Annotated in this window: 18 protein-coding genes; 7 read left to right on the top strand and 11 right to left on the bottom strand. The window is 66.3% G+C overall.

Translation table 11 applies throughout. The annotated features are described in order from the left end of the window. Positions 1-5 precede the first annotated feature (5 nt). Together ACK6C6_RS09075 and ACK6C6_RS09070 are read left to right on the top strand one after the other, a co-directional pair. Positions 6-2,588 (top strand): [protein-PII] uridylyltransferase, encoded by a 2,583-nt coding sequence (locus ACK6C6_RS09075; RefSeq protein WP_409267004.1) that lies wholly within the window; start codon positions 6-8, stop codon positions 2,586-2,588. Positions 2,589-2,611: 23 nt separating this feature from the next. Next, entirely contained in the window at positions 2,612-3,358 is a 747-nt protein-coding gene (locus ACK6C6_RS09070) for a pseudouridine synthase (RefSeq protein ID WP_409267002.1), read from the top strand. A gap of 14 nt (positions 3,359-3,372) precedes the next feature. Here ACK6C6_RS09070 and ACK6C6_RS09065 read toward each other — a convergent pair whose 3' ends face one another. Then, entirely contained in the window at positions 3,373-3,720 is a 348-nt protein-coding gene (locus tag ACK6C6_RS09065; protein WP_409267001.1) for a GFA family protein, read from the bottom strand. Positions 3,721-3,837: 117 nt separating this feature from the next. Here ACK6C6_RS09065 and ACK6C6_RS09060 point away from each other — a divergent pair, with 117 nt between their 5' ends. Next, positions 3,838-4,368 (top strand): DUF488 family protein, encoded by a 531-nt coding sequence (locus tag ACK6C6_RS09060; protein WP_036206987.1) that lies wholly within the window; start codon positions 3,838-3,840, stop codon positions 4,366-4,368. Positions 4,369-4,374: 6 nt separating this feature from the next. On the opposite strand, the gene ACK6C6_RS09055 is transcribed toward ACK6C6_RS09060, so the two are convergent. Genes ACK6C6_RS09055 through ACK6C6_RS09040 form a run of 4 tightly spaced genes read right to left on the bottom strand, consistent with a single transcriptional unit; the run spans position 4,375 to position 7,368 of the window. Then, positions 4,375-5,103 (bottom strand): amino acid ABC transporter ATP-binding protein, encoded by a 729-nt coding sequence (locus ACK6C6_RS09055; protein ID WP_409266999.1) that lies wholly within the window; start codon positions 5,101-5,103, stop codon positions 4,375-4,377. Between the two features lie 14 nt (positions 5,104-5,117). Continuing rightward, a complete protein-coding gene (locus ACK6C6_RS09050; protein WP_209586367.1) occupies positions 5,118-5,813 on the bottom strand; it encodes an amino acid ABC transporter permease in 696 nt (231 codons plus the stop codon). A gap of 19 nt (positions 5,814-5,832) precedes the next feature. Further along, positions 5,833-6,528 carry an amino acid ABC transporter permease gene (locus ACK6C6_RS09045; RefSeq protein WP_409266997.1) on the bottom strand — a complete coding sequence of 232 codons (696 nt, stop codon included), beginning with the start codon at positions 6,526-6,528 and terminating at the stop codon, positions 5,833-5,835. 9 nt (positions 6,529-6,537) lie between these two features. After that, complete coding sequence (locus tag ACK6C6_RS09040) at positions 6,538-7,368, bottom strand: ABC transporter substrate-binding protein (protein WP_027865318.1); 831 nt, start codon at positions 7,366-7,368, stop codon at positions 6,538-6,540. A 184-nt stretch (positions 7,369-7,552) separates the two neighbouring features. Between ACK6C6_RS09040 and xth the strand changes: the two genes are divergently transcribed. After that, entirely contained in the window at positions 7,553-8,350 is a 798-nt protein-coding gene (xth, locus tag ACK6C6_RS09035; RefSeq protein WP_409266995.1) for an exodeoxyribonuclease III, read from the top strand. Positions 8,351-8,414: 64 nt separating this feature from the next. Continuing rightward, the gene (locus tag ACK6C6_RS09030) at positions 8,415-9,038 is read left to right on the top strand and encodes a LysE family translocator (protein ID WP_409266993.1); all 624 of its coding nucleotides are present in this window, start codon (positions 8,415-8,417) and stop codon (positions 9,036-9,038) included. A gap of 32 nt (positions 9,039-9,070) precedes the next feature. On the opposite strand, the gene ACK6C6_RS09025 is transcribed toward ACK6C6_RS09030, so the two are convergent. The 3 genes from ACK6C6_RS09025 to ACK6C6_RS09015 all read right to left on the bottom strand — a co-directional run bounded on the left by ACK6C6_RS09025 (position 9,071) and on the right by ACK6C6_RS09015 (position 12,835). Then, positions 9,071-11,458, bottom strand: coding sequence for a TIM-barrel domain-containing protein (locus ACK6C6_RS09025; protein WP_409266992.1), 2,388 nt, complete (start codon positions 11,456-11,458; stop codon positions 9,071-9,073). Between the two features lie 101 nt (positions 11,459-11,559). Continuing rightward, positions 11,560-11,751, bottom strand: coding sequence for a hypothetical protein (locus tag ACK6C6_RS09020; RefSeq protein ID WP_409266990.1), 192 nt, complete (start codon positions 11,749-11,751; stop codon positions 11,560-11,562). A gap of 106 nt (positions 11,752-11,857) precedes the next feature. Continuing rightward, positions 11,858-12,835, bottom strand: coding sequence for an amidohydrolase family protein (locus tag ACK6C6_RS09015; RefSeq protein WP_409266988.1), 978 nt, complete (start codon positions 12,833-12,835; stop codon positions 11,858-11,860). 163 nt (positions 12,836-12,998) lie between these two features. Here ACK6C6_RS09015 and ACK6C6_RS09010 point away from each other — a divergent pair, with 163 nt between their 5' ends. Both ACK6C6_RS09010 and ACK6C6_RS09005 read left to right on the top strand, forming a co-directional pair. Next, on the top strand, positions 12,999-14,513 hold the full coding sequence (locus ACK6C6_RS09010) for a peptide MFS transporter (protein ID WP_409266987.1): 1,515 nt from the start codon (positions 12,999-13,001) through the stop codon (positions 14,511-14,513). A gap of 147 nt (positions 14,514-14,660) precedes the next feature. Continuing rightward, positions 14,661-15,872, top strand: a complete 1,212-nt coding sequence (locus tag ACK6C6_RS09005; RefSeq protein WP_409266986.1) for a pyridoxal phosphate-dependent aminotransferase — start codon at positions 14,661-14,663, stop codon at positions 15,870-15,872. A 7-nt stretch (positions 15,873-15,879) separates the two neighbouring features. Here ACK6C6_RS09005 and ACK6C6_RS09000 read toward each other — a convergent pair whose 3' ends face one another. From ACK6C6_RS09000 to ACK6C6_RS08990, 3 genes are read right to left on the bottom strand one after another with little or no spacing between them, the layout of a single operon-like run. Further along, positions 15,880-17,208, bottom strand: a complete 1,329-nt coding sequence (locus tag ACK6C6_RS09000; RefSeq protein WP_409266984.1) for an ATP-binding protein — start codon at positions 17,206-17,208, stop codon at positions 15,880-15,882. A 57-nt stretch (positions 17,209-17,265) separates the two neighbouring features. Then, on the bottom strand, positions 17,266-18,735 hold the full coding sequence (locus ACK6C6_RS08995; RefSeq protein WP_409266983.1) for an RAD55 family ATPase: 1,470 nt from the start codon (positions 18,733-18,735) through the stop codon (positions 17,266-17,268). Next, positions 18,736-18,912, bottom strand: coding sequence for a hypothetical protein (locus ACK6C6_RS08990; protein ID WP_409266981.1), 177 nt, complete (start codon positions 18,910-18,912; stop codon positions 18,736-18,738). Positions 18,913-19,234 lie beyond the last annotated feature (322 nt).

Here is a 19,234-nt window from a genome sequence, read left to right as displayed (position 1 = left end):
TCGACATGGGCCAGCCCGCGCTCCTCGACAGTTCGCGTGCCGAATTGCGGCAACGGCTCAAGGCCGAGCGCCAGGCCCTGATCGACGCCTTCTACCAGGACGGCAAGCCGGAAAAGCTGCTGCGCGGACTGCGCAATTGCGTCGACGGCATCCTGCTCGATGCCTGGCGCGCGGCCGGCCTGCCCGCCAATACGGCGCTGGTGGGCGTGGGCGGCTACGGCCGCGGCGAACTCTTCCCCTATTCCGACGTCGACCTGCTGGTCCTGCTGGGCCAGCCGGCCGACGCCCTCACCCAGGCCAAGCTGGAAAGCCTGGTGCAGCTGTTCTGGGACCTGGGCCTGGAAATCGGTCACAGCATCCGCACCGTGGACGAGTGCCTGGTCGAGTCGCGCGCCGACATCACGGTGCAGACCAGCCTGCTGGAAGCGCGCCTGGTGGCCGGCGACGAACTCCTGTTCGACGAGCTGCGCCGGCGCTACCGCGAGGCCCTCGACCCGCAAGCCTTCTTCCAGGCCAAGACCGCCGAGATGCGGCTGCGCCACGCCAAGTACGAGTACACCGCCTTCGCCCTCGAGCCCAACGTCAAGGAAAGCCCGGGCGCGCTGCGCGACCTGCAGGTGATCATGTGGGTGGCCAAGGCGGCCGGCCTGGCCGAATCCTGGAGCCAGATGGCGCGCGCCAAGCTGATCACCCGCGCCGAGGCGCGCCAGCTGATGGAAAAGGAGTACGCCTTCAAGGACATCCGGGTGCGCCTGCACCTGCACACCAAGCGGCGCGAAGACCGGCTGGTGTTCGACGTCCAGACCGCGATCGCCAAGACCTTCGGCCTGGAGAATGCCGAAGGACGCCGTGCCAGCGAATTCCTGATGCAGCGCTATTACTGGGCGGCCAAGGTGGTCACCCAGATGAACACCATCATGCTGCAGAACATCGAGGCGCAGCTGTTCCCGCGTCCGGCGGCGAAGCTGCCCATCGGCGGCGACTTCGGGGCGCACTTCAACGAGGTCAACGGCTTCATCGACATCGCCCACGACGACACCTTCGAGCGCCATCCCTCGACCGTGCTGGGCGTGTTCGTGGCCATGACCGAACGGCCCGACATCAAGGGCATGACGGCGCGCACCATCCGCGCCCTGTGGCATGCGCGGAACGTGATCGACGCTGAGTTCCGCGCGAATCCGGCCAACAAGGCCCTGTTCCTGCGCATCCTGAAGGCCCCGGTGGGCCTGCTGCACGCGCTGCGGCGCATGAACGACATGGGCGTGCTGGGACGCTACCTGCCGGCCTTCCGCAGCATCATCGGCCAGATGCAGCACGACCTGTTCCACGTCTACACGGTGGACCAGCACATCATGATGGTGGTGCGCAACCTGCGCCGCTTCACGATGCCCGAGCACGCCCACGAATACCCGTTCTGCAGCGGGCTGATCGCCAATTTCCGCGACCGCTGGCTGCTCTACGTGGCCGCCCTGTTCCACGACATCGCCAAGGGCCGCGGCGGCGACCATTCGGAGCTGGGCATGCAGGACGCGGCCGACTTCTGCCGCGGCCACGGCATCGGCGAAGAAGATACCGAACTGGTGGTGTTCCTGGTGCAGCAGCACCTGACCATGTCGACGGCGGCCCAGAAGCAGGACCTGTCGGACCCGGACGTGATCCAAGCCTTCGCCAACCTGGTGAAGGACGAACGCCACCTGACCGCGCTCTACCTGCTCACGGTCGCCGACATCCGCGGCACCAGCCCGAAAGTCTGGAATGCCTGGAAGGCCAAGCTGTTAGAGGACCTGTACAAGGTGACCCTGCGCGTGCTGGGTGGCGAGCCGCACAGCGCCGACCGCGAACTGCGCGCGCGCCAGAAAGAGGCGCTGGCCACCCTGCGCCTGTTCGGCCTGTCCGCCACCGCCCACGAGCCCCTGTGGAAGCAGCTCGACGTGGTCTATTTCCTGCGCCACGATGCCTCCGACATCGCCTGGCAGACGCGCGCCCTGCACGACAAGGTCGACAGCGACAAGCCTGTGGTGAAGGCGCGCCTGGCGCCGATCGGCGAAGGCCTGCAGGTGGCGGTGTACGTGAAGGACCAGCCGGACCTGTTCGCGCGCATCTGCAGCTACTTCGACCGCAAGAACTTCAGCATCCTCGACGCCAAGATCCACACCACGCGCCACGGCTACGCGCTCGACTCCTTCCTCGTCACCGAGGACAACTTCGCCGGCAGCTACCGCGACATCATCAGCCTGATCGAGCACGAGCTGTGCGCGCAGCTGCTGGCCCAGGAAGCCCTGCCGCCGCCGACGCGCGGGCGCCTGTCGCGCCTGTCGCGCACGTTCCCGGTCACGCCGACCGTCGACCTTCGACCCGACGAGCGTGGCCAGTTCCATGTGCTGTCGGTGGCCGCCAACGACCGCCCGGGCCTGCTGTACGCGATCGCCAGCGTGCTGACGCGCTACCGCATCAACCTGCACACCGCCAAGATCATGACCCTGGGCGAGCGTGTCGAGGACGTGTTCCTGATCGACGGCGCCGCGCTCAACAACCCGCGCAGCCAGGTGCAGCTCGAGACCGACCTGCTCGACGCCCTCAAGATTTAACCTTCTTTTTCCTTGTTTTTCCGATGACCGAACCTGTCCGCCTTTCCAAACGTATGTCCGAACTCGGCCTGTCCTCGCGCCGCGAAGCCGATGACTGGATCGCCAAAGGCTGGGTGCGGGTAGACGGCAAGGTCGTCTCCGAGCTGGGCAGCAAGGTGCTGCCGCACCAGAAGATCACCGTCGAGCGCCAGGCCGCGGCCGAGCAGTCCAAGCGCGTCACGGTCCTGATCAACAAGCCGGTCGGCTACGTCAGCGGCCAGGCCGAGGACGGCTACAAGCCGGCCGTCACCCTGATCAAGCCGGAGAACCGCTGGCCGGACGACCCTTCGCCCGAACAGTTCCACCCGACCCAGCTGCGCAGCCTGGTTCCGGCCGGGCGCCTGGACATCGACTCGGTAGGCCTCCTGGTGCTGACCCAGGATGGCCGCATCGCCAAGCAGCTCATTGGCGAGAACAGCGCTGTCGACAAGGAATACCTGGTGCGGGTGCAGTACACCAAGCCGGGCACGCTGCCGGACGCCGACCTGAAAAAGCTCAACCACGGCCTGTGGATGGACGGCAAGCCGCTGCTGCCGGCCAAGGTGCGCTGGCAGAACGAGGACCAGCTCAGCTTTACCTTGAAGGAAGGCCGCAAGCGCCAGATCCGCCGTATGTGCGACATGGTGGGCTTGAAGGTGCTCGGCCTGAAACGCGTGCGCATCGGTAAGGTCAAGCTGGGCGATCTGCCGCCGGGGCAGTGGCGTTACCTGCGCCCCGACGAGCAGTTCTGAGATTGATGCCGCCGTCAGTGCGAGCGGCCATCGTAGTGGTGGATCGGGACGCTGTCCAGATCGAGATTGTCGACGCAGCGTAGATTGACCGCGGCCATCGCATTCCCCTTCGGATCGACGCCTTCCCCGTACGGATGGATACCGCAGTTCGGGCAGAAGCGGTGCTTGATCACGTGCTGGTTGAAGGTGTAGGTGCTGGCCGCCTCTTCCGGCGTCTTGAGGCGCAGCTTGTCGCGCGCGATAAACCATAGCAGCGAACCCTTGCGCCTGCAGATCGAGCAGTTGCAGGCCAGGGCGCCATCGATTTCCCCTTCCGCTTCGAATGCCACCTGCCCGCAGTGGCAGCTTCCTTCGTAAATCATCCCGGTCTCCTCGTTGTCGTTGTCGAACCGGCATAACGCTATCACATCCGCAGTTGCGCGCCGCAAAACGGGCCGGCGGGCGACAATGGCCGCGACACAGTCGAGGAGGACTCAGGCATGGAAGCGGTCTACACGATCGGCCACTCGAACCGCCCGATCGAGGAATTCATCGGCTTGCTGCGCGAGCACGGCATCGAGCGTGTGCTCGACATCAGGACCGTGCCGAAGTCGCGCCACAACCCGCAGTTCGGGCAGGACCAGTTGCCGGATTCGCTGGCCAAGGCGGGCATCGGCTACGAATACATCCGCGAACTGGGCGGCCTGCGCAAGGCGCGCAAGGACACACCGAATGGCGCCTGGCGCAATGCCTCGTTTCGCGGCTATGCGGACCACATGCAGTCGCCGGAATTCAACGAGCACGTCGACATCGTGGCGCGCATGGCGCAGTCGACACGCTGCGCGCTGATGTGCGCCGAGGCCGTGCCCTGGCGCTGCCACCGCTCGATGGTGGCGGACGCGCTGGCGGTGCGCGGCGTGCCGGCCGAGCACATCATCAACAAGGGCAAGACCAAGCCGCATACGCTCACGCCTTTCGCCCGGGTCAGCGGAACCCAGATCCTGTATCCGCCCGAAGCGCCGACGGAATAAGGCCGCTCAGGCGCGCCGGCGGTCCGCCAGGAACTGCTGCGCGCGCGGGTGCTGCGGATGGGTGAAGAAGTCTTCCGGTTTGGCGCGCTCGAGGATCTGCCCTTCGCTCATGAAGATGACCCGGTCCGCGACCTCGCGCGCGAAGCCCATCTCGTGGGTCACGCACACCATGGTCATGCCCTGCCCCGCCAGCGAACGCATCACCCCCAGCACCTCGCCCACCATCTCCGGATCGAGCGCGCTGGTCGGTTCGTCGAACAGCATGATCGGCGGGCGCATTGCCAGCGCGCGGGCGATCGCCACGCGCTGCTGCTGGCCGCCCGAGAGCGCGTTCGGGTAGGCGTCACGCTTGTGCGCCAGGCCGACCTGCTCCAGCAGTTGCATCGCGTATTCGCGTGCTTCCTTCGGCGTGGATCGTTTGAGGTTGACCGGCGCCAGCGTGCAGTTCTCCAGCACCGTCAGGTGCGGGAACAAATTGAAGTGCTGGAATACGAAGCCGATGCCGGTGCGGAGAGAATTGACGTCGAGCCCCTTGGCATGGATGTCGCGGCCATCGATCGCGATGCTGCCGCCATCGATTTCTTCCAGCCGGTTGAGCGTGCGGATCAGGGTCGACTTGCCGGAACCGGAAGGACCGCACACGACCACGACTTCGTTCTTCTCCACGCGTTCGCTGACATCGCGAAGTGCATGGTAATCGCCGTACCACTTGTTGACTTTATCGAGAACGATCATCGTTCACACCCTTTTTATTGAAGCTGAACGGCACGCTTGCTGGACAAGCGGCGCTCGAGCAGGAAGGCCAGGCGGGACAGGCCGAAACAGAGGATGAAATAGGTCAGCGCCAGGATCAGGTAGACCTCGACCGCCTGCGTGAACACCAGGGTATTCACTTGGGTGGCGATGAAGGACACTTCCGACAGGCCGATGATGTAGCCGAGCGAGGTCGCCTTGATGGTCGAGACCAGCTGGCTGACGATCGAGGGCAGGCCGTTGCGCAAGGTCTGCGGCAGCACCACCAGACGCAGCGCCTGCGGGTAGGACAGGCCCAACGAACGGGCGCTTTCCAGCTGGCCTTTCGGCAGCGCGCGAATGCCGCTTGCGACGATCTCGGCCAGGTAGATGCCGTCGAACAGCACCAGCACCATCAGCATGGTGGTCGCCTGTCCGGTCTTGACGCCGGTGACGGCCGGCAGGAAGAAGTAAACCCAGAACACCACCAGCAGCAGCGGCACGGCGCGCACCAGCTGCACCAGCGCGGCGGTCGGCCAGCGGATCGCGCGCTGGCTGCTCACGCGCGCCACGCCCAGCAGCAGGCCGAGCGGCATCGCCAGCAGCAGCGCGCCAAGCGACAGCAGCACGGTCAGCGCCAGGCCGCCCAGCGGGCCTTCCGGATACTGGCCGACCAGGAAGTACAGCCAGTAGGTGTCGATGAGTTCAATCATTGCGTTCAGCACGGGCGCCTCATGCCGGACGGACCGGGTAGCGCCGCTGGAACAGCCAGGCGGCGAAGGAAATCAGGAGCGACACGCTCAGGTAGGCCAGGGTCGCGAAGCTGAAGGCTTCCAGGCTGCGGAAGCTGCTGGTTTCCACGCGCGCGGCCTGGTACATCAGTTCGGCGGCGCCGATGACGGTGGCCACGCTGGTGTCCTTCCACAGGTTGACGGTCTGCGACAGCAGCGGCGGGGTCGCGGCGCGGAAGGCCTGCGGCAGCAACACCAGGCGCACGCTGGCAAAGCGGCCCAGGCCCAGCGAACGGGCGGCTTCCAGCTGGCTGGGCGGCACGGCGCGGATGCCGCTGCGGATGTCTTCGGCCATGTGCACCCCGCTGTACAGCGACAGCGCGATCACGACGCACACGGCTTCCGGGTTGTGCGCGTACAGGAACTCGCGCGCCCCCTCGGGCAGCAGCTCGGGGAAGGCGAAATACCAGAACAGCAGGTGCGCCAGCAGCGGCACGTTGCGGATCGCTTCGATAACTGTCGAAGCGATTGCGCTCGCCAACGCGAAGCCGGAGGTGCGCATCACGGCGAGGATGGCGCCGAACGGCAGGGCAATCACGAAACTGGCTGCCGTCAGCTGGAGCGACAGGATGAGACCCTGCACCAGCCAGTCGTGGTACTGGCCGGATTGCAGGATGCTGGGGTCGAAAAACTGCAAGGCTCGGACTTAGATCTTGTCGGTGCTGATCTTGAAGCTGCGCTTGGCGATGTTGGGGCGGGTGCCCGGGCCGTACCACTTGTTGAACAGCTTCTCGGCTTCGCCGCTCGCTTCCAGGCCGCGCAGGGTCTCGTCGACCACCGCCTTCAGGTTCTTCTCGCCCTTGCGCAGGCCGAGCGCGATCGACTCGACGCCGATGCTGGTCGGCAGGATGGTGAAGCCCTTGGCGGCCGCGCCCAGCTTGCCGTAATCGGCCAGCAGCGAGGACTCGTCGTTGACGTAGGCAACGCCCTTGCCCTGGCGCAGGGCCTGGAAGGCCTGCTGGGTGTTCTCGAAGGTGACCACCTCCACGTTCGGCACGGCCTTGCGGATATTGGTTTCCTGGGTGCCGCCGCGCACCGTGACGACCTTCTTGCCGGCCAGCTGGGGCAGCGCGGTGATGCCGCTACCCGCGCGCACCATGACCTTCGAGCCGGTCACGAAGTGGGTCAGCGCGAAGTCCACCTGCGATTCGCGTTCCTTGTTGTGGGTGAGCGTGGCGGCCAGCACGTCGACGTGGCCCTGCTGCAGCTCGGGGATGCGGGCCGACACCGACATCTGCTTGAACCTGGGCGTGACGCCGATCTTCTTCGCGACCGCGGTGGCGATGTCGATCTCGTAACCCACCAGCTGGCGGGTCTTGGGGTCGATGAAGCTGTTCGGCTCGTCGGTGCCCAGCACGCCGAACACGATCTCGCCTTTCTTCTTGATGTCCGCGAGCTGGTCGGCCTGCGCGGCGGACGCAAACATGGTGGCGGACAGGGCGACTGCGCCAATGAGGATGTGACGGCGGGTGAACATGTTCTTCTCCAACTGCAAAAAATTTCGATCACAGCAGTATAGAGCATGATCTTGCATGGCCGAACGATCAATTAGCCATAAGAAAATGCGTTCTCGACTATAAGCACCGAGAAATCTTCAGTCGTCCATGTTGATGCTCCGGCATGCTAGAGTGGCAAGGAATGAAGAATGCTACGGAGGCAAGATGCTGGTCGTGACCTACAACGTGAATGGAATTGGCGCCCGTCTGAGCGCCCTGCTCGAGTACCTCGAAGAACGCCGCCCGGACGTGGTCTGCCTGCAGGAGCTGAAGGCGCCGCAGGAGAAATTCCCGGAGGCGGCGATCCTTGAGGCCGGCTACCACGCGATCTGGCACGGCCAGAAGAGCTGGAACGGCGTCGCCATCCTGACCCGCGACGGCCCGGCCCAGGAGCTGCAGCGCGGCCTGCCGGGCGACCCGACGGACGAGCAGAGCCGCTACATCGAGGCGGTCTACCAGGGCCTGGTCGTCTGCGGCCTGTACCTGCCGAACGGGAATCCGGCGCCCGGCCCCAAGTTCGACTACAAGCTGGCCTGGTTCGAGCGGCTGATCGCGCGCGGCGCCGAGCTGCTCGAAGCCAAGGTGCCGGTCGTGATGTGCGGCGACTTCAACGTGATCCCGACCGAGCTCGACGTCTATAAGCCGGAGCGCTGGGTGGACGACGCCCTGTTTCGCCCCGAATCGCGCGCCGCCTTCGAACGCCTGATGTCGCAGGGCTGGACCGACTCGCTGCGCGCGCTGTACCCGGACCAGGTGATCTACACCTTCTGGGATTACTTCCGCAATGCCTTCGGGCGCGATGCCGGCATCCGCATCGACCACCTGCTGCTCAGCCCTGCCCTGGCGCCGGCGCTGCGCGCCGCAGGGGTCGACAAGTTCCAGCGTGCGAAAGAAAAGCCCAGCGACCACGCGCCGACCTGGGTCGAGCTGGACATGGATGCGGTGGTGCAGCCAAAGGCTTGAGCGTTATCGAGTTGCAAAGTTTGGGGTAACATGCTGGTCCGTTTCATGACCAGCCCGTTCCACCATGCTCACGCCCGAACAATTCTTCGGCTTCCTCACCGCCGCCATCCTGATCACGCTCTCGCCTGGCCCCGACAACATGATGGTGCTGGGCGCCGGCATCGCCAAGGGACGCGCGCGCGGCATCGCCTTCGGCCTGGGCTGCGCGCTCGGCTGCCTGAACCACACGCTGCTGGCGGTGATCGGCGTGAGCGCCCTGATCGCGGCCTCGCCCATCGCCTTCACGGCGCTCAAGATCGCCGGTGGGCTGTACCTGATCTGGATGGGCATCGGGGCATTGCGCAGCCGCGGCGCGGCGCAAGTAGCGGGAAGCGTCCCGGACGAGTCGGCGCGCCAGCTGTTCTTCAAGGGACTGCTGGCCAATGCGATCAACCCGAAGGTGGTGCTGTTCTTCCTCTCCTTTTTACCGCAGTTCGTGGTGGCTTCGCGCGGGGATGCGAACTGGCAGATCGCCTGGCTGGGACTGATCTTTACCGCGCAGGCGGCCGTGCTGTTCGGGCTGCTGGGCTACTTTTCCGGCGCGATCGGACAATGGCTGAACCGCACGCCGCGCGCCGGGATGTGGCTGGATCGGATTGCCGGGGCCATTTTCGTGGGCCTGGGCCTGCGCCTGATCGTGGCGCGTTGAGCACAGTCCGGCGATCCGATCCACGCTAGCGCTTACAGCGTAATCGCCACCTTGCTTGCCGGCTGCTTGCGCGCCGCCAGCGGCACTTCCAGCAGCTTGTGGCGGCTGTTCCAGGTGAAGGCCACGGCACGACCGTCCACCGTCACAGCACGCGGCTTCTTCTCCACGTTGTGCACCTTGAGCGCGAAACCGCGCTCGGCAGGCAGCAGCGCCTTGCCGGTTTCGGTCTGCAGGCCGATCTCGAGCTTGCCGTTCGCATAGCTGCTGGCAAAGCGCACGATCTCGTACTTGCCCTTGGCGTAGGCGTCGGCTGTTTCGCCGTCGTCGTCGTACATCTTGCCCTCGCCGCTGGCGACGCTGGCGTCATGGTAGTAGTGCAGGTCGATGTGGCGCGTCGAGTAGTCGCGCGTGGTCTGCACCACCTTCGCCATCGGGATGAAGGCGCCGGCGCGGACGTACACCGGGATGTGCGCCTCTTCGGGCTTGACCACCTCGGTGATGCCGCCCCGGTGCTTCTCGCCGGTGTGGAAATCGAACCAGACACTGTCCTTGACCGGGAAGTGGACTTCCTTGCGGGTCGCGCCCGGCTCCACGATCGGCGCCACCAGGAAGTCCCGGCCCCACAGGTAGGTCGAGGACATCGTGGTCGCCTCGTCTTCCTCGAACAGCACCGGGCGCATCAAGGGCATGCCGGTCTGGCTGTTCTCGAAACCGAGCGTGTAGTTATACGGCAGCATCGCGTAGCGCAGCCAGACCGCTTCGCGCGCCAGCACCTTGGTGCGCTCGGAGCGGAAGACCGGCTCCGGCGCCACCTCGGACTGCGCGTGCGGGCGGAAGATCGGCTGGAACACGCCGTACTGCAGCCAGCGCACGTACAGTTCGTCGTCCAGCACGGGACCCGCAAATCCGCCCAGGTCCGAGTGCATGTAGCCCAGGCCCTGCATGCCCATCTGGAGCGAGATCTCCATCTGCGATTGCAGGCCGCCCCAGCCGCGGCTGACGTCGCCCGACCACGGGATCATGCCGAAGCGCTGCGAGCCCGAGTAGCCGGCGCGCATCAGGATGAAGGGGCGCTCGTTGGGGAAGTCCTTCTGGTAGCCCTCCGCGATCAGGCGCGCCCAGTCGTGTCCGTAGACGTTGTGGACCTGGTCGGCCGTCTTTCCGCCGCCGTGCCGCACCCAGGACGGATGCACCTCCGGCTCGCCCAGGTCGCCCCACCAGCCGCCCACGCCGCCGTTCTTGAGCTCCTTGTAGATGTTCCAGAACCAGTCGCGACCCTGCTGGGTGTACAGGTCGACCAGGCCGGTGTTCCCGAAGTAGAAGTCGTAGGTGGCCGGCTTGCCGGCGGAATCAAGCGCCAGCACCTTGTGCTGCACCGCTTCCTGCCAGCGCGACGAGGTCGTCAGCACGAAAGGCTCGGTGATGACGATGGTCCTGACACCCTTCTGCTTAAAATCGGCCATCATCTTCTCGGCGGTCGGGAAGGTGTCGCGGTCCCAGGCCAGGTTGCCCATCGTGCCCTTGACCTCCTTGCCGAACCAGTACAGGTCGAGCACGACGGCGTCGAGCGGGATCTTCTCGGCCGCGAAACGGTCGACCACGGCGCGGGTCTCGGCCTCGCTCTTGTAGCCGAAGCGGCTCGCGAAGTTGCCGAAGGCCCAGCGCGGCGGCAGCGGCTGGCGTCCGGTCAGGCTCGTATAGTTGGCCATGACGTCCGCCCAGCTGTCGCCGGCCACCACCTGGTAGGTCTTGCGCCCGCCGATCACTTCGTAGCGCAGCGTGCCGTCCTTGCGGCTGTCGAAGTCGAGGAAGCCGACCTGCGGGTTGTCGAAGTGGATTGCATACTTTTTCGAGGACAGCGCGACCGGGATCGTGTAGTTGAGCAGTTGTGAGGTCTTGCCGTAGCCGTAGTCGGCCTTGTTGTACAGCTGGAAGCGGTTGCCGCGGCGGTTCATGCCGACCGCCCGCGCGCCGGCGCCATACAGGGCCTCGCCGTCGTCCAGTGCGAACTCGATGGTCTCGAACTTGTCGCCCTTGGCGTAACCGCCCTTCTCCGCCACCAGCGGCTTGCCCTGGTACAGGTAGCTGATGCGGAAGGGCTTGCGGTCGACCACGACCGTGATGCCCGGGGTGGCGAATTCGATCCGGTTCGCTTCGGCCTTGAGGCTGGCCTGGATCCCGGCGGGCGGCAGCACCACCGCATGCGAGGCCGGGTCGTGCTGCTGGCCCTTCGGGATAAATGTAGTCTCGACTACATGGGCCGAATAGGGCTTGATCAGGTAGCGGCCGTCACTGGTGGCCAGCTCCAGCGTGTTCTGGTTGAGGGTATGGCCTTGCAGCTGGCGCTCGGCATTCTGAGCATAAGCGAGGGGGCTGGCCATCAGGCACAGGAGAAGCCGGGCGATCGTGGTTTTCGTCATGGGGTCTCGGTTGTTGTCGTTGGTTGCAGCCGAGAGCATGACAGAAATTCGCCAGCTAACAAAGTGGCAATGTAACTAAAGTACAGACGGGCCGACCAGAATCAGGGAATGCTGCGCCGCGGTACCGTGGCGCGCACCAGCCCCGCGAGGTCGTCGTACATGCGTGCTTCGATCGCGAAACGGGCCCGAATACCGCGTTCCTCGAGCCTCTGCTCGGCCGCGATGTAGCCGGACTTCGTCGCGCCCTCCATCGTGCACGGCATCACTCCTCCGATCACCGCTACCTGAGTCATCCGTTTCCTTCCCCGTGGCGGCACAAGCCGCTTTTGCGTGTGCGGCCAGTGTTGGGGAAGCAGGCACGTCCTTCGGTCAGGGCGCGCACACAAGACGGCGAAAAGCCTAGCGCAGGTAGGACATCACGTTGTTCGCCACCCGCGCTGCTTCGGCATCGGTGAGCGGCAGGCTGCGGAAGGCCGCCCAGGCATCGCGCGGGCGCACGTCCATGCCGATCTCGGTGTCGGAGCCGTACAGCACCCGCTCCATGCCGACCTGGCGCAGGCGCCGCACCAGGCGGCGCGCGTCGGCGGCCGACAGGCCGGGGCGGGCGAAGGCCGTGACGTCCACCCAGACGTGGCGCATGCGCGGATCCCGGCGCGCGGCGGCATCGGCCAGCACCGCCAGCGCGGCCAGCTGCGCGGAAGCGTCGCGCGCGCCGGGTTTGTCGCCCGTGTACGCCACCTGGACCGGAACGTCGGGCGCATGCGGCAACAGTTGCTCGAGCAGCAGGCGCGCCTCGCGCACACCGGTCTCTTGCAGCTGCAGGACGATCGCCATGCCGCGCGCATTGGCCGAGCGGAACACGCGACGCAAACGCTCGACCTGCTGCGGGTCGTCCAGCAGGGCGTCGCCTGAAGCCGGCTGCAGCTTGATGCCGCGCCCGAACTCCGGGCTGGCGGCGCAGCGCGCCAGTTCGGCCAGCGCATAGTCCCTGAGCGGATCGACGCTGCACAGCGCCACCAGGCGCTCGGGATATTCGGCGGCCTGGCGCGCGGCCCAGTCGTTCTCGGCGCGCACCCGCGCATACTCTTCCGCGAGCGAGCGCGCCGGCTGTCCGTAGACATAGGCGACCGACAGCACGGCGGCGCGTTCGATGCCGGCCGCATCGAGCTGCGGGATCAGGTCCTGCGCCGACACCGGATGCATGGCGCTGGTGGCCGACATGAAGGCCGCTGCCGCCGGGCTGTAGACATACTGGTGGTGGTCGGCCACCGGCATCGCCGCCGGCGCCGCGCCGCCTGGCGCCGCGGGAGCAGCGCTCGCCACGCCGCTCCAGGCCAGCGCCGCAGCGGCGCACCACAGGACGGGAAGACGCTTCATACATATACCTCGCGCGAATAACGCCGGCTCGTTTGAGCCAGGCAAAACGCCATGTTATCGCATCGGCAGCAACGCCTGTCAAGATTGCATCTTCCATGCGCCTGGCGTAGCATCGCCCGATCCGTGCCGGCATTTCCGCCGCCCGTCCTTACAAGGGAGAGACATGAAGAACGACATGCCGCCACAAGCGGCCCACCCCGTGAGCCAGACCCGCTCCTTCCTCACGATCGCGCTGATCGAACTGTGGGAGCGCTTCGGCTACTACGGCATGCAGGCGCTGATCGTGTATTTCATGGTCCAGCGCCTCGGCTTCGAGGACAGCCGCGCCAACCTGGTCTGGGGCGCGGCCGCCGCCCTGATCTACGTGGCCCCGGCCATCGGCGGCTGGATCGGCGACAAGGTGCTCGGCACCCGCCGCTGCATGATCCTGGGCGCGCTCATCCTCACCCTCGGCTACGCCCTGATGGCGGTGCCGACCACCAACACCTGGATGACCTTTTCCGCGCTGGGCGTGATCGTGGTCGGCAACGGCCTGTTCAAGCCCAATACCGCCAACCTGGTGCGCAAGATCTACGAGGGCGACGATTCCAAGATCGACAGCGCCTTCACCATCTATTACATGGCGGTGAACGTCGGCTCGACCTTCTCGATGCTGGCCACGCCCTGGATCAAGGACTACGTCAACGCGGCCTATGGCGGCAACCTGGGCTGGCACGTGGCCTTCGCAGTGTGCAGCGTCGGCCTGACGGTCGGCCTGTTGACGGTCGGCCTGCTGCGCAAGACCATCGGCCACATCGGCTCGCCGCCGGACGCGGAGCCGCTGCGCGTGAACCGCCTGCTGGCGGTGCTGGCGGGCGGCGTGGTGGCTGTTGCCGCCTCGGCCGTCATCCTTGAGTACCGCGACCTGGCGCGCGCCTTCGTGTACGTGGCCGGCTTCGTCGTGCTCGGCATCTTCGTCCACCTGATCCGCAGCAGCCAGCCGAACGAGCGCGCCGGCCTGATCGCGGCCCTGGTATTGACCTTGCAGACCGTGTTCTTCTTCATCTTCTACCAACAGATGTCGACCTCGCTGTCGCTGTTCGCCCTGCGTAACGTCGACCTGGAGTTCACCGTGTTCGGCGCCCACCTGTGGACCTGGTCACCGGCCCAGTTCCAGGCGCTCAACGCGATCTGGATCATGGTCCTGAGCCCGGTGCTGGCCCTGCTCTACACCCGCGCCGGCAACAGCGGCAAGGACCTGTCGATCGCCGCCAAGTTCGCGCTCGGCTTCGCCGTCGTGGCGGCCGGCTTCTTCACCTACGGCGTGGCCGGCGCGTTTGCCGTGAACGGCCTGACCTCGTCGTGGATCATGATCGCCGGCTACGGCCTGTACTCCCTGGGCGAGCTCCTGGTGAGCGGCCTGGGCCTGGCCATGATCGCCCGCTACGTGCCGGCGCGCATGGGAGGCTTCATGATGGGCGCCTACTTCGTCGCCGTCGGCATTTCGCAGTACCTGGGCGGCGTGGTGGCGAACCTGGCCGCGGTGCCGCAAGGCATGACCGATCCGCTGCAGACGCTGCCGGTCTACACCGGGCTGTTCAACAAGCTGGGCATCGCGGCGATCGGCTGCACGCTGATTGCGCTGGCGGCGCTGCCGCTGATGCGCAGGCTGACGGCGGCGCATCATTCCCACCAATAAGTCGTAGGGTGGGCGGGTCTCCCGCCCACGCGGTGATAGTTGATGGATGAAGATTCGCACTGGCTGATCTAGCCTGGTTTGACCGCGTGGGCGGCAAAGCCGCCCACCCTACGGTAAGATGCCGGATCAGATTTTACGGATTCCGGCATGTCTACCACTTCCCCCACCGACACCCAGGCCCTGCGCGCCCTCCAGGTCGCCCAGCGCGTCAACGCCATCGAACCCTTCCGCGTCATGGAAATGGTCAAGGCCGCCGGCGAAATGAAGCGCAGCGGCATCGACGTTATCAGCATGAGCGTCGGCGAGCCCGATTTCACCGCCCCGGACATCGTCGCCCATGCGGCGATGGAAGCCATCAAGGGTGGCGTCACCCAATACACCGATTCGCTCGGCCTGCGCGAGCTGCGCGAGGCGATCTCCGGCCATTACGCCGCGTTGCACGGACTCGACATCGACCCGCGCCGGATCGTCGTCACCGCCGGCGCCTCCGCCGGCCTGCTGCTGGCCTGCGCCGCCCTGGTGGCCGATGGCGATGAGGTCCTGATGCCGGACCCCTGCTATCCCTGCAACCGCCATTTCGTATCAAGCTTCGGCGGCAAGCCGGTCCTGGTGCCGGCAGGCAGCGAGGAGCGCTACCAGCTGAGTGCCGCCCACGTCGAAGGACACTGGAACGAACGCACGCGCGGCGTGCTGGTTGCCTCGCCCTCGAACCCGACCGGCACCTCGATGACGCCGGAACAGCTGCGCGGCATGCTCACCGCCGTCCGTGCACGCGGCGGCTTCGCCATCATCGACGAGATCTACCAGGGCCTGTCCTACGACCACAAGCCGGTCAGCGCCCTCGCTTTCGACCCGAACGTCATCACCGTCAACAGCTTCTCGAAATACTTCAGCATGACCGGCTGGCGCCTCGGCTGGCTGGTGGTGCCGGAGGCCCTGGTGGCGACGTTTGAAAAGCTGGCGCAGAACCTGTTCATCTGCGCGCCGACCGTGGCCCAGCAGGCCGCCCTGGCCTGCTTCACCCAGGAAGCGCTCGCCATCTACGAGGAGCGCCGGCGCGAATTCCAGCGCCGCCGCGACTTCCTGGTGCCTGCCCTGCGCGAGCTCGGCTTCGGGGTACCGGTGATGCCGGACGGCGCCTTCTACATGTATGCCGACATCGCGGCCCTGCCGCATGCGCATGCCGGCGACAGCACCGCCTTTGCCTGGTCGGTGCTGCGCGAGGCGCATGTGGCGATCGTACCGGGAGATGATTTCGGTTTTGCCGCGCCCGCAAGGCACGTGCGCTTCTCGTACGCGACGCGCCTGGAGCGCATCGAGGAAGCGGTCGGGCGCCTGGCGCGCGTGCTCGGCCGCTAAGGCGGGCTCAGGCCACGCGAATCTCGCGCGCCTCACCGACCAGCTCGAGCAGGGCGTCAGGGGCGGCCGGCTTGACCAGGTAGCGGTCGAAACCCGCGCCGAATGCACGCTCGCGGTCCTCGCCCTGGCCGTAGCCGGACAGGGCGATCGCAAACGGGGCGCGCCCGTGCGGCGGTTCGCGGCGCAGCTGCGCCATGATCTCCAGGCCATCCATGCCCGGCAGGCCGATGTCGCAGATCAGGATGTCGTAGCGGCGTGCCTGCGCCGCCTCCAGGCCGGCGCGGCCCTCATAGGCGACGGCGACTTCATGGCCGGCCAGTTCGAGCAGCGTGCGCAGGGTATCGCAGGCATCCACGTTGTCTTCGATGAGCAGGATGCGGCAGGCGCCGTCCGGGGCGCTCGGCCCGGCCGGCATCTCCACCACCGGCGCAGCCGCGCTGGACAGCGGCAGGCGGACCGTGAAGGTGCTGCCCTTCCCTTCGCCGGCGCTGTCGGCCGTGACGCTTCCGCCATGCATGCCGACCAGATTGCGCACCACGTTCAGGCCGATACCGAGGCCGCCCTCCGAGCGGGCCAGCGAACGCGGCCCCTGAATGAACAGGTTGAAGACCTGGGGCAGCATCTCGGGGGCGATCCCGGAACCGTTGTCGCTTACCGCGACCACCACTTCCTCGTCCGCGCGCCAGGCGCGCAGCACGATGTGGCCGCCGTCGCCCGTGTACTTGGACGCATTGCCGAGCAGGTTGGCGAAGACCTGGGTCAGGCGCACCGGGTCGCCGTCGATGGTGAGCACCTCGTCGGGCAGCTCGACATCGAGGCGCTGGCCGCGTTCGCGGACGCGCGGCGCTACCGTTTCGACCGCCTGGTCGAGGGCGGCGGCCAACGCCATCGGGCGCGCCGACAGGGTGATCTTGCCGCTGCTGATGCGCGCGGCGTCGAGCAGGTCGTCGAGCAGGCGCGCCATGTGGTCGACCTGGCGCCTGACCACGCCGGCGACGTGGGCCAGCTGCGGCGAGGATCCACCGACGCTTCCCATCAGGCTGGCCGCCATGCTCAGCGGCGCCAGCGGATTGCGCAGCTCGTGCGCCAGCATGGCGAGGAATTCGGTCTGGCGGCGGTTGGTGGCTTCGGCCAGGTCGCGCAGCGACTGGGCGCTGACGGTGGCCATGACCAGGTTCTCGTTGGCTTCGCGCAGCTGTTCGACCTGGGCTTCGAGGCGGGCGTGCTCGCGCGCCAGCACGCGGGCCTGCGAGAGCTCGGCTTCGAGGGCGACGATGCGTTGCTGCAGTTCCTGCTCGCGCAGCAGCCCGCCAAAGGAAGGATTGTCATCGCCCATCAGGGAACGTTGTTCAGAGCCGGCATTGGATTCATTAAACGTCCCCATGATGGTGTCTCATTCGTCGGACTTCACGCCGCCGACGCGCCCGTACAGCACACCGTTGACCTGCGCGGGGATCGGGTCGATCTCGATCCCGTCGTCCGTGATCCAGTATTCGCGCAAATCGTGGCTGTGGCTGGAACCCCGCACCTTGACAATGGAAATGAAGCGTTTCACGTGCCCGTCTTCTTCGGCGTAGCGCATGGCCACGATCGCGTCGGTCAGGTAGGCCATGTCGGCGCGCGCGTAATTCATGTCGACCGAGCGGTCGTCCAGGCCTACTGTCACCAGCGAGGACACGCCTCGCTTGGCCAGGCTGCTCAGGATACGGAACACGCCCTCGCGCAGGTCACGCCGGCATTCCGGCGCCAGGTAGAGGCTGAATTCCGACAGCGAATCGATCACGACCCGGCGCGCACCGGTACGCTCGATCGCGGCCAGCAGGTCATCCTCAAACTCCTCGGCCGTCATGTCGATCTGGCGGCTCTCCACCACGGCGACCTGGCCGGACTGGATCATGCCGGCAAGTTCGGCGTTGCGCAGGCGCGCCGTGCCCTTCTCGAAGCACATGATCACGCCCTTCTCGCCCAAGTCGACGCCGGCGCGCAAGAACTTCGACCCCATGATGGTCTTGCCGCAGCCGGTCGGGCCGATCGCCAGCATCGAATGGCCCTGGGGCAGGCCGCCGTGCAGCATCTCGTCCAGGCCCGGCGTGCCGGTCGGGATGCGGCGCGGCTCGCGGTCCACCGGCACGCCCGGTTCGCGGTCGTCCGCCAGCGGCGGCAGCAGGCGCGGATAGATGCGCACGCCGTCATCGGTGATCCGGAAAGTATGCGAACCCGACATGTGGGCCTGGCCGCGCATCTTGACGATGCGGATCTTGCGCACCACGGCATTGCGATCGTGCTGCTGGCTCATGGCGATCATGCCGTCGGCGACGGTGGTGATCGGGCTGGCTTCGACCTCGTTGTGCTGGTATTCGCCGATCAGGAAGGTGGTCGCCATCCAGCTGGTCATGCGGGTGCCGAGTTCCTGGACGAAGAACTGCAGGTCGCTCATGCCCTCGATGCCGCCCTTGCCGGTCTGGATCACGGAGCGGAAGGAATCCACGAACACCAGGCTGGGCGCGAAATCCTCGACCTCCTGGGTGATGCGCTCAAGGACGCCGCTGAAGTCGCCTGCGCGCAGGTCGGCGGCCAGGTTGACGTAGCGGATCGAGGTATTGACCTTGTCGGTATCGAAGAACGAATATTGCTGCTGGTAGCGCAGCATCTTCAGCGGCGGCTCGCCCAGCACGGTGAAGAACAGGGCGCGGTGCTCGGGATTCGCGAGGGCGAACATGATCTGGTGTGCCAGCGTCGTCTTGCCGCAGCCGGGCGCTCCGGTGATCAGGTTGAAGGAAAACTCGTTCAGCCCACCGCCCAGGAGTACATCGAGGCCCGGCACGCCGGTGGCCAATTTTCCCAAGCTTACTTTGTCGCTCATTTATTTCTGCTCCTGTGCATTCTTCTGCTGGCCCGGCGCCGTGTCCGTAGTGGCCGTGGCGGATTCCAGCAGTCGCTGGGTCAGCCTCTCTCCGATTAGTGCGGCAAGTAACTGGGTAAAAGTCTGGAGCAAGGCCTCGTTGGCCGCGGCGGCGCGTTCTGCGTCGACCAGGACCATGCGTTCCTCCAGGGAGGTAAAGAGCTGTTCCGGCGCCCTGCAGGGGTGCTGGGGCGCGAGCCATGCATGGTCGGGGCCGATCACATGTACGGCACGGCCAAACAGGGCGCAAAAGCCACTTTCCCCAATCAGTGGGCAGAGATGCTGGGCGATCCGCCGCCAGGGCAGCAGCAAGGCTCTGCTCCCAGCGGATGGGTCCGGTGCGCCCGTACTATTCGTCATGTCTTCGTCGTTGAACAATGAATGCCGCTGGTGGTTGTGTGGGTCTGGTGGGCTGGCGCTGGCCCGCAGCGGGGACGAATGAACGGATCCCCCGGTGCAT

The organism is Massilia sp. BHUDP2, from assembly GCF_046236355.1.
Classification (GTDB): domain Bacteria; phylum Pseudomonadota; class Gammaproteobacteria; order Burkholderiales; family Burkholderiaceae_D; genus Telluria; species Telluria varians.
The sequence above is the reverse complement of the archived record's forward strand: the minus strand, read 5'-3'. Positions and strand labels throughout refer to the sequence as shown.

Excerpts from the sequence above, each read along its gene's own strand:
- ACK6C6_RS09075 (WP_409267004.1), top strand. The coding sequence starts at position 6 with ATGGGCCAGCCCGCGCTCCTCGACAGTTCGCGTGCCGAATTGCGGCAA.
- ACK6C6_RS09070 (WP_409267002.1), top strand. The coding sequence starts at position 2,612 with ATGACCGAACCTGTCCGCCTTTCCAAACGTATGTCCGAACTCGGCCTG.
- ACK6C6_RS09065 (WP_409267001.1), bottom strand. The coding sequence starts at position 3,720 with ATGATTTACGAAGGAAGCTGCCACTGCGGGCAGGTGGCATTCGAAGCG.
- ACK6C6_RS09060 (WP_036206987.1), top strand. The coding sequence starts at position 3,838 with ATGGAAGCGGTCTACACGATCGGCCACTCGAACCGCCCGATCGAGGAA.
- ACK6C6_RS09055 (WP_409266999.1), bottom strand. The coding sequence starts at position 5,103 with ATGATCGTTCTCGATAAAGTCAACAAGTGGTACGGCGATTACCATGCA.
- ACK6C6_RS09050 (WP_209586367.1), bottom strand. The coding sequence starts at position 5,813 with ATGATTGAACTCATCGACACCTACTGGCTGTACTTCCTGGTCGGCCAG.
- ACK6C6_RS09040 (WP_027865318.1), bottom strand. The coding sequence starts at position 7,368 with ATGTTCACCCGCCGTCACATCCTCATTGGCGCAGTCGCCCTGTCCGCC.
- xth (WP_409266995.1), top strand. The coding sequence starts at position 7,553 with ATGCTGGTCGTGACCTACAACGTGAATGGAATTGGCGCCCGTCTGAGC.
- ACK6C6_RS09030 (WP_409266993.1), top strand. The coding sequence starts at position 8,415 with ATGCTCACGCCCGAACAATTCTTCGGCTTCCTCACCGCCGCCATCCTG.
- ACK6C6_RS09025 (WP_409266992.1), bottom strand. The coding sequence starts at position 11,458 with ATGACGAAAACCACGATCGCCCGGCTTCTCCTGTGCCTGATGGCCAGC.
- ACK6C6_RS09020 (WP_409266990.1), bottom strand. The coding sequence starts at position 11,751 with ATGACTCAGGTAGCGGTGATCGGAGGAGTGATGCCGTGCACGATGGAG.
- ACK6C6_RS09015 (WP_409266988.1), bottom strand. The coding sequence starts at position 12,835 with ATGAAGCGTCTTCCCGTCCTGTGGTGCGCCGCTGCGGCGCTGGCCTGG.
- ACK6C6_RS09010 (WP_409266987.1), top strand. The coding sequence starts at position 12,999 with ATGAAGAACGACATGCCGCCACAAGCGGCCCACCCCGTGAGCCAGACC.
- ACK6C6_RS09005 (WP_409266986.1), top strand. The coding sequence starts at position 14,661 with ATGTCTACCACTTCCCCCACCGACACCCAGGCCCTGCGCGCCCTCCAG.
- ACK6C6_RS09000 (WP_409266984.1), bottom strand. The coding sequence starts at position 17,208 with ATGGGCGATGACAATCCTTCCTTTGGCGGGCTGCTGCGCGAGCAGGAA.
- ACK6C6_RS08995 (WP_409266983.1), bottom strand. The coding sequence starts at position 18,735 with ATGAGCGACAAAGTAAGCTTGGGAAAATTGGCCACCGGCGTGCCGGGC.
- ACK6C6_RS08990 (WP_409266981.1), bottom strand. The coding sequence starts at position 18,912 with ATGGTCCTGGTCGACGCAGAACGCGCCGCCGCGGCCAACGAGGCCTTG.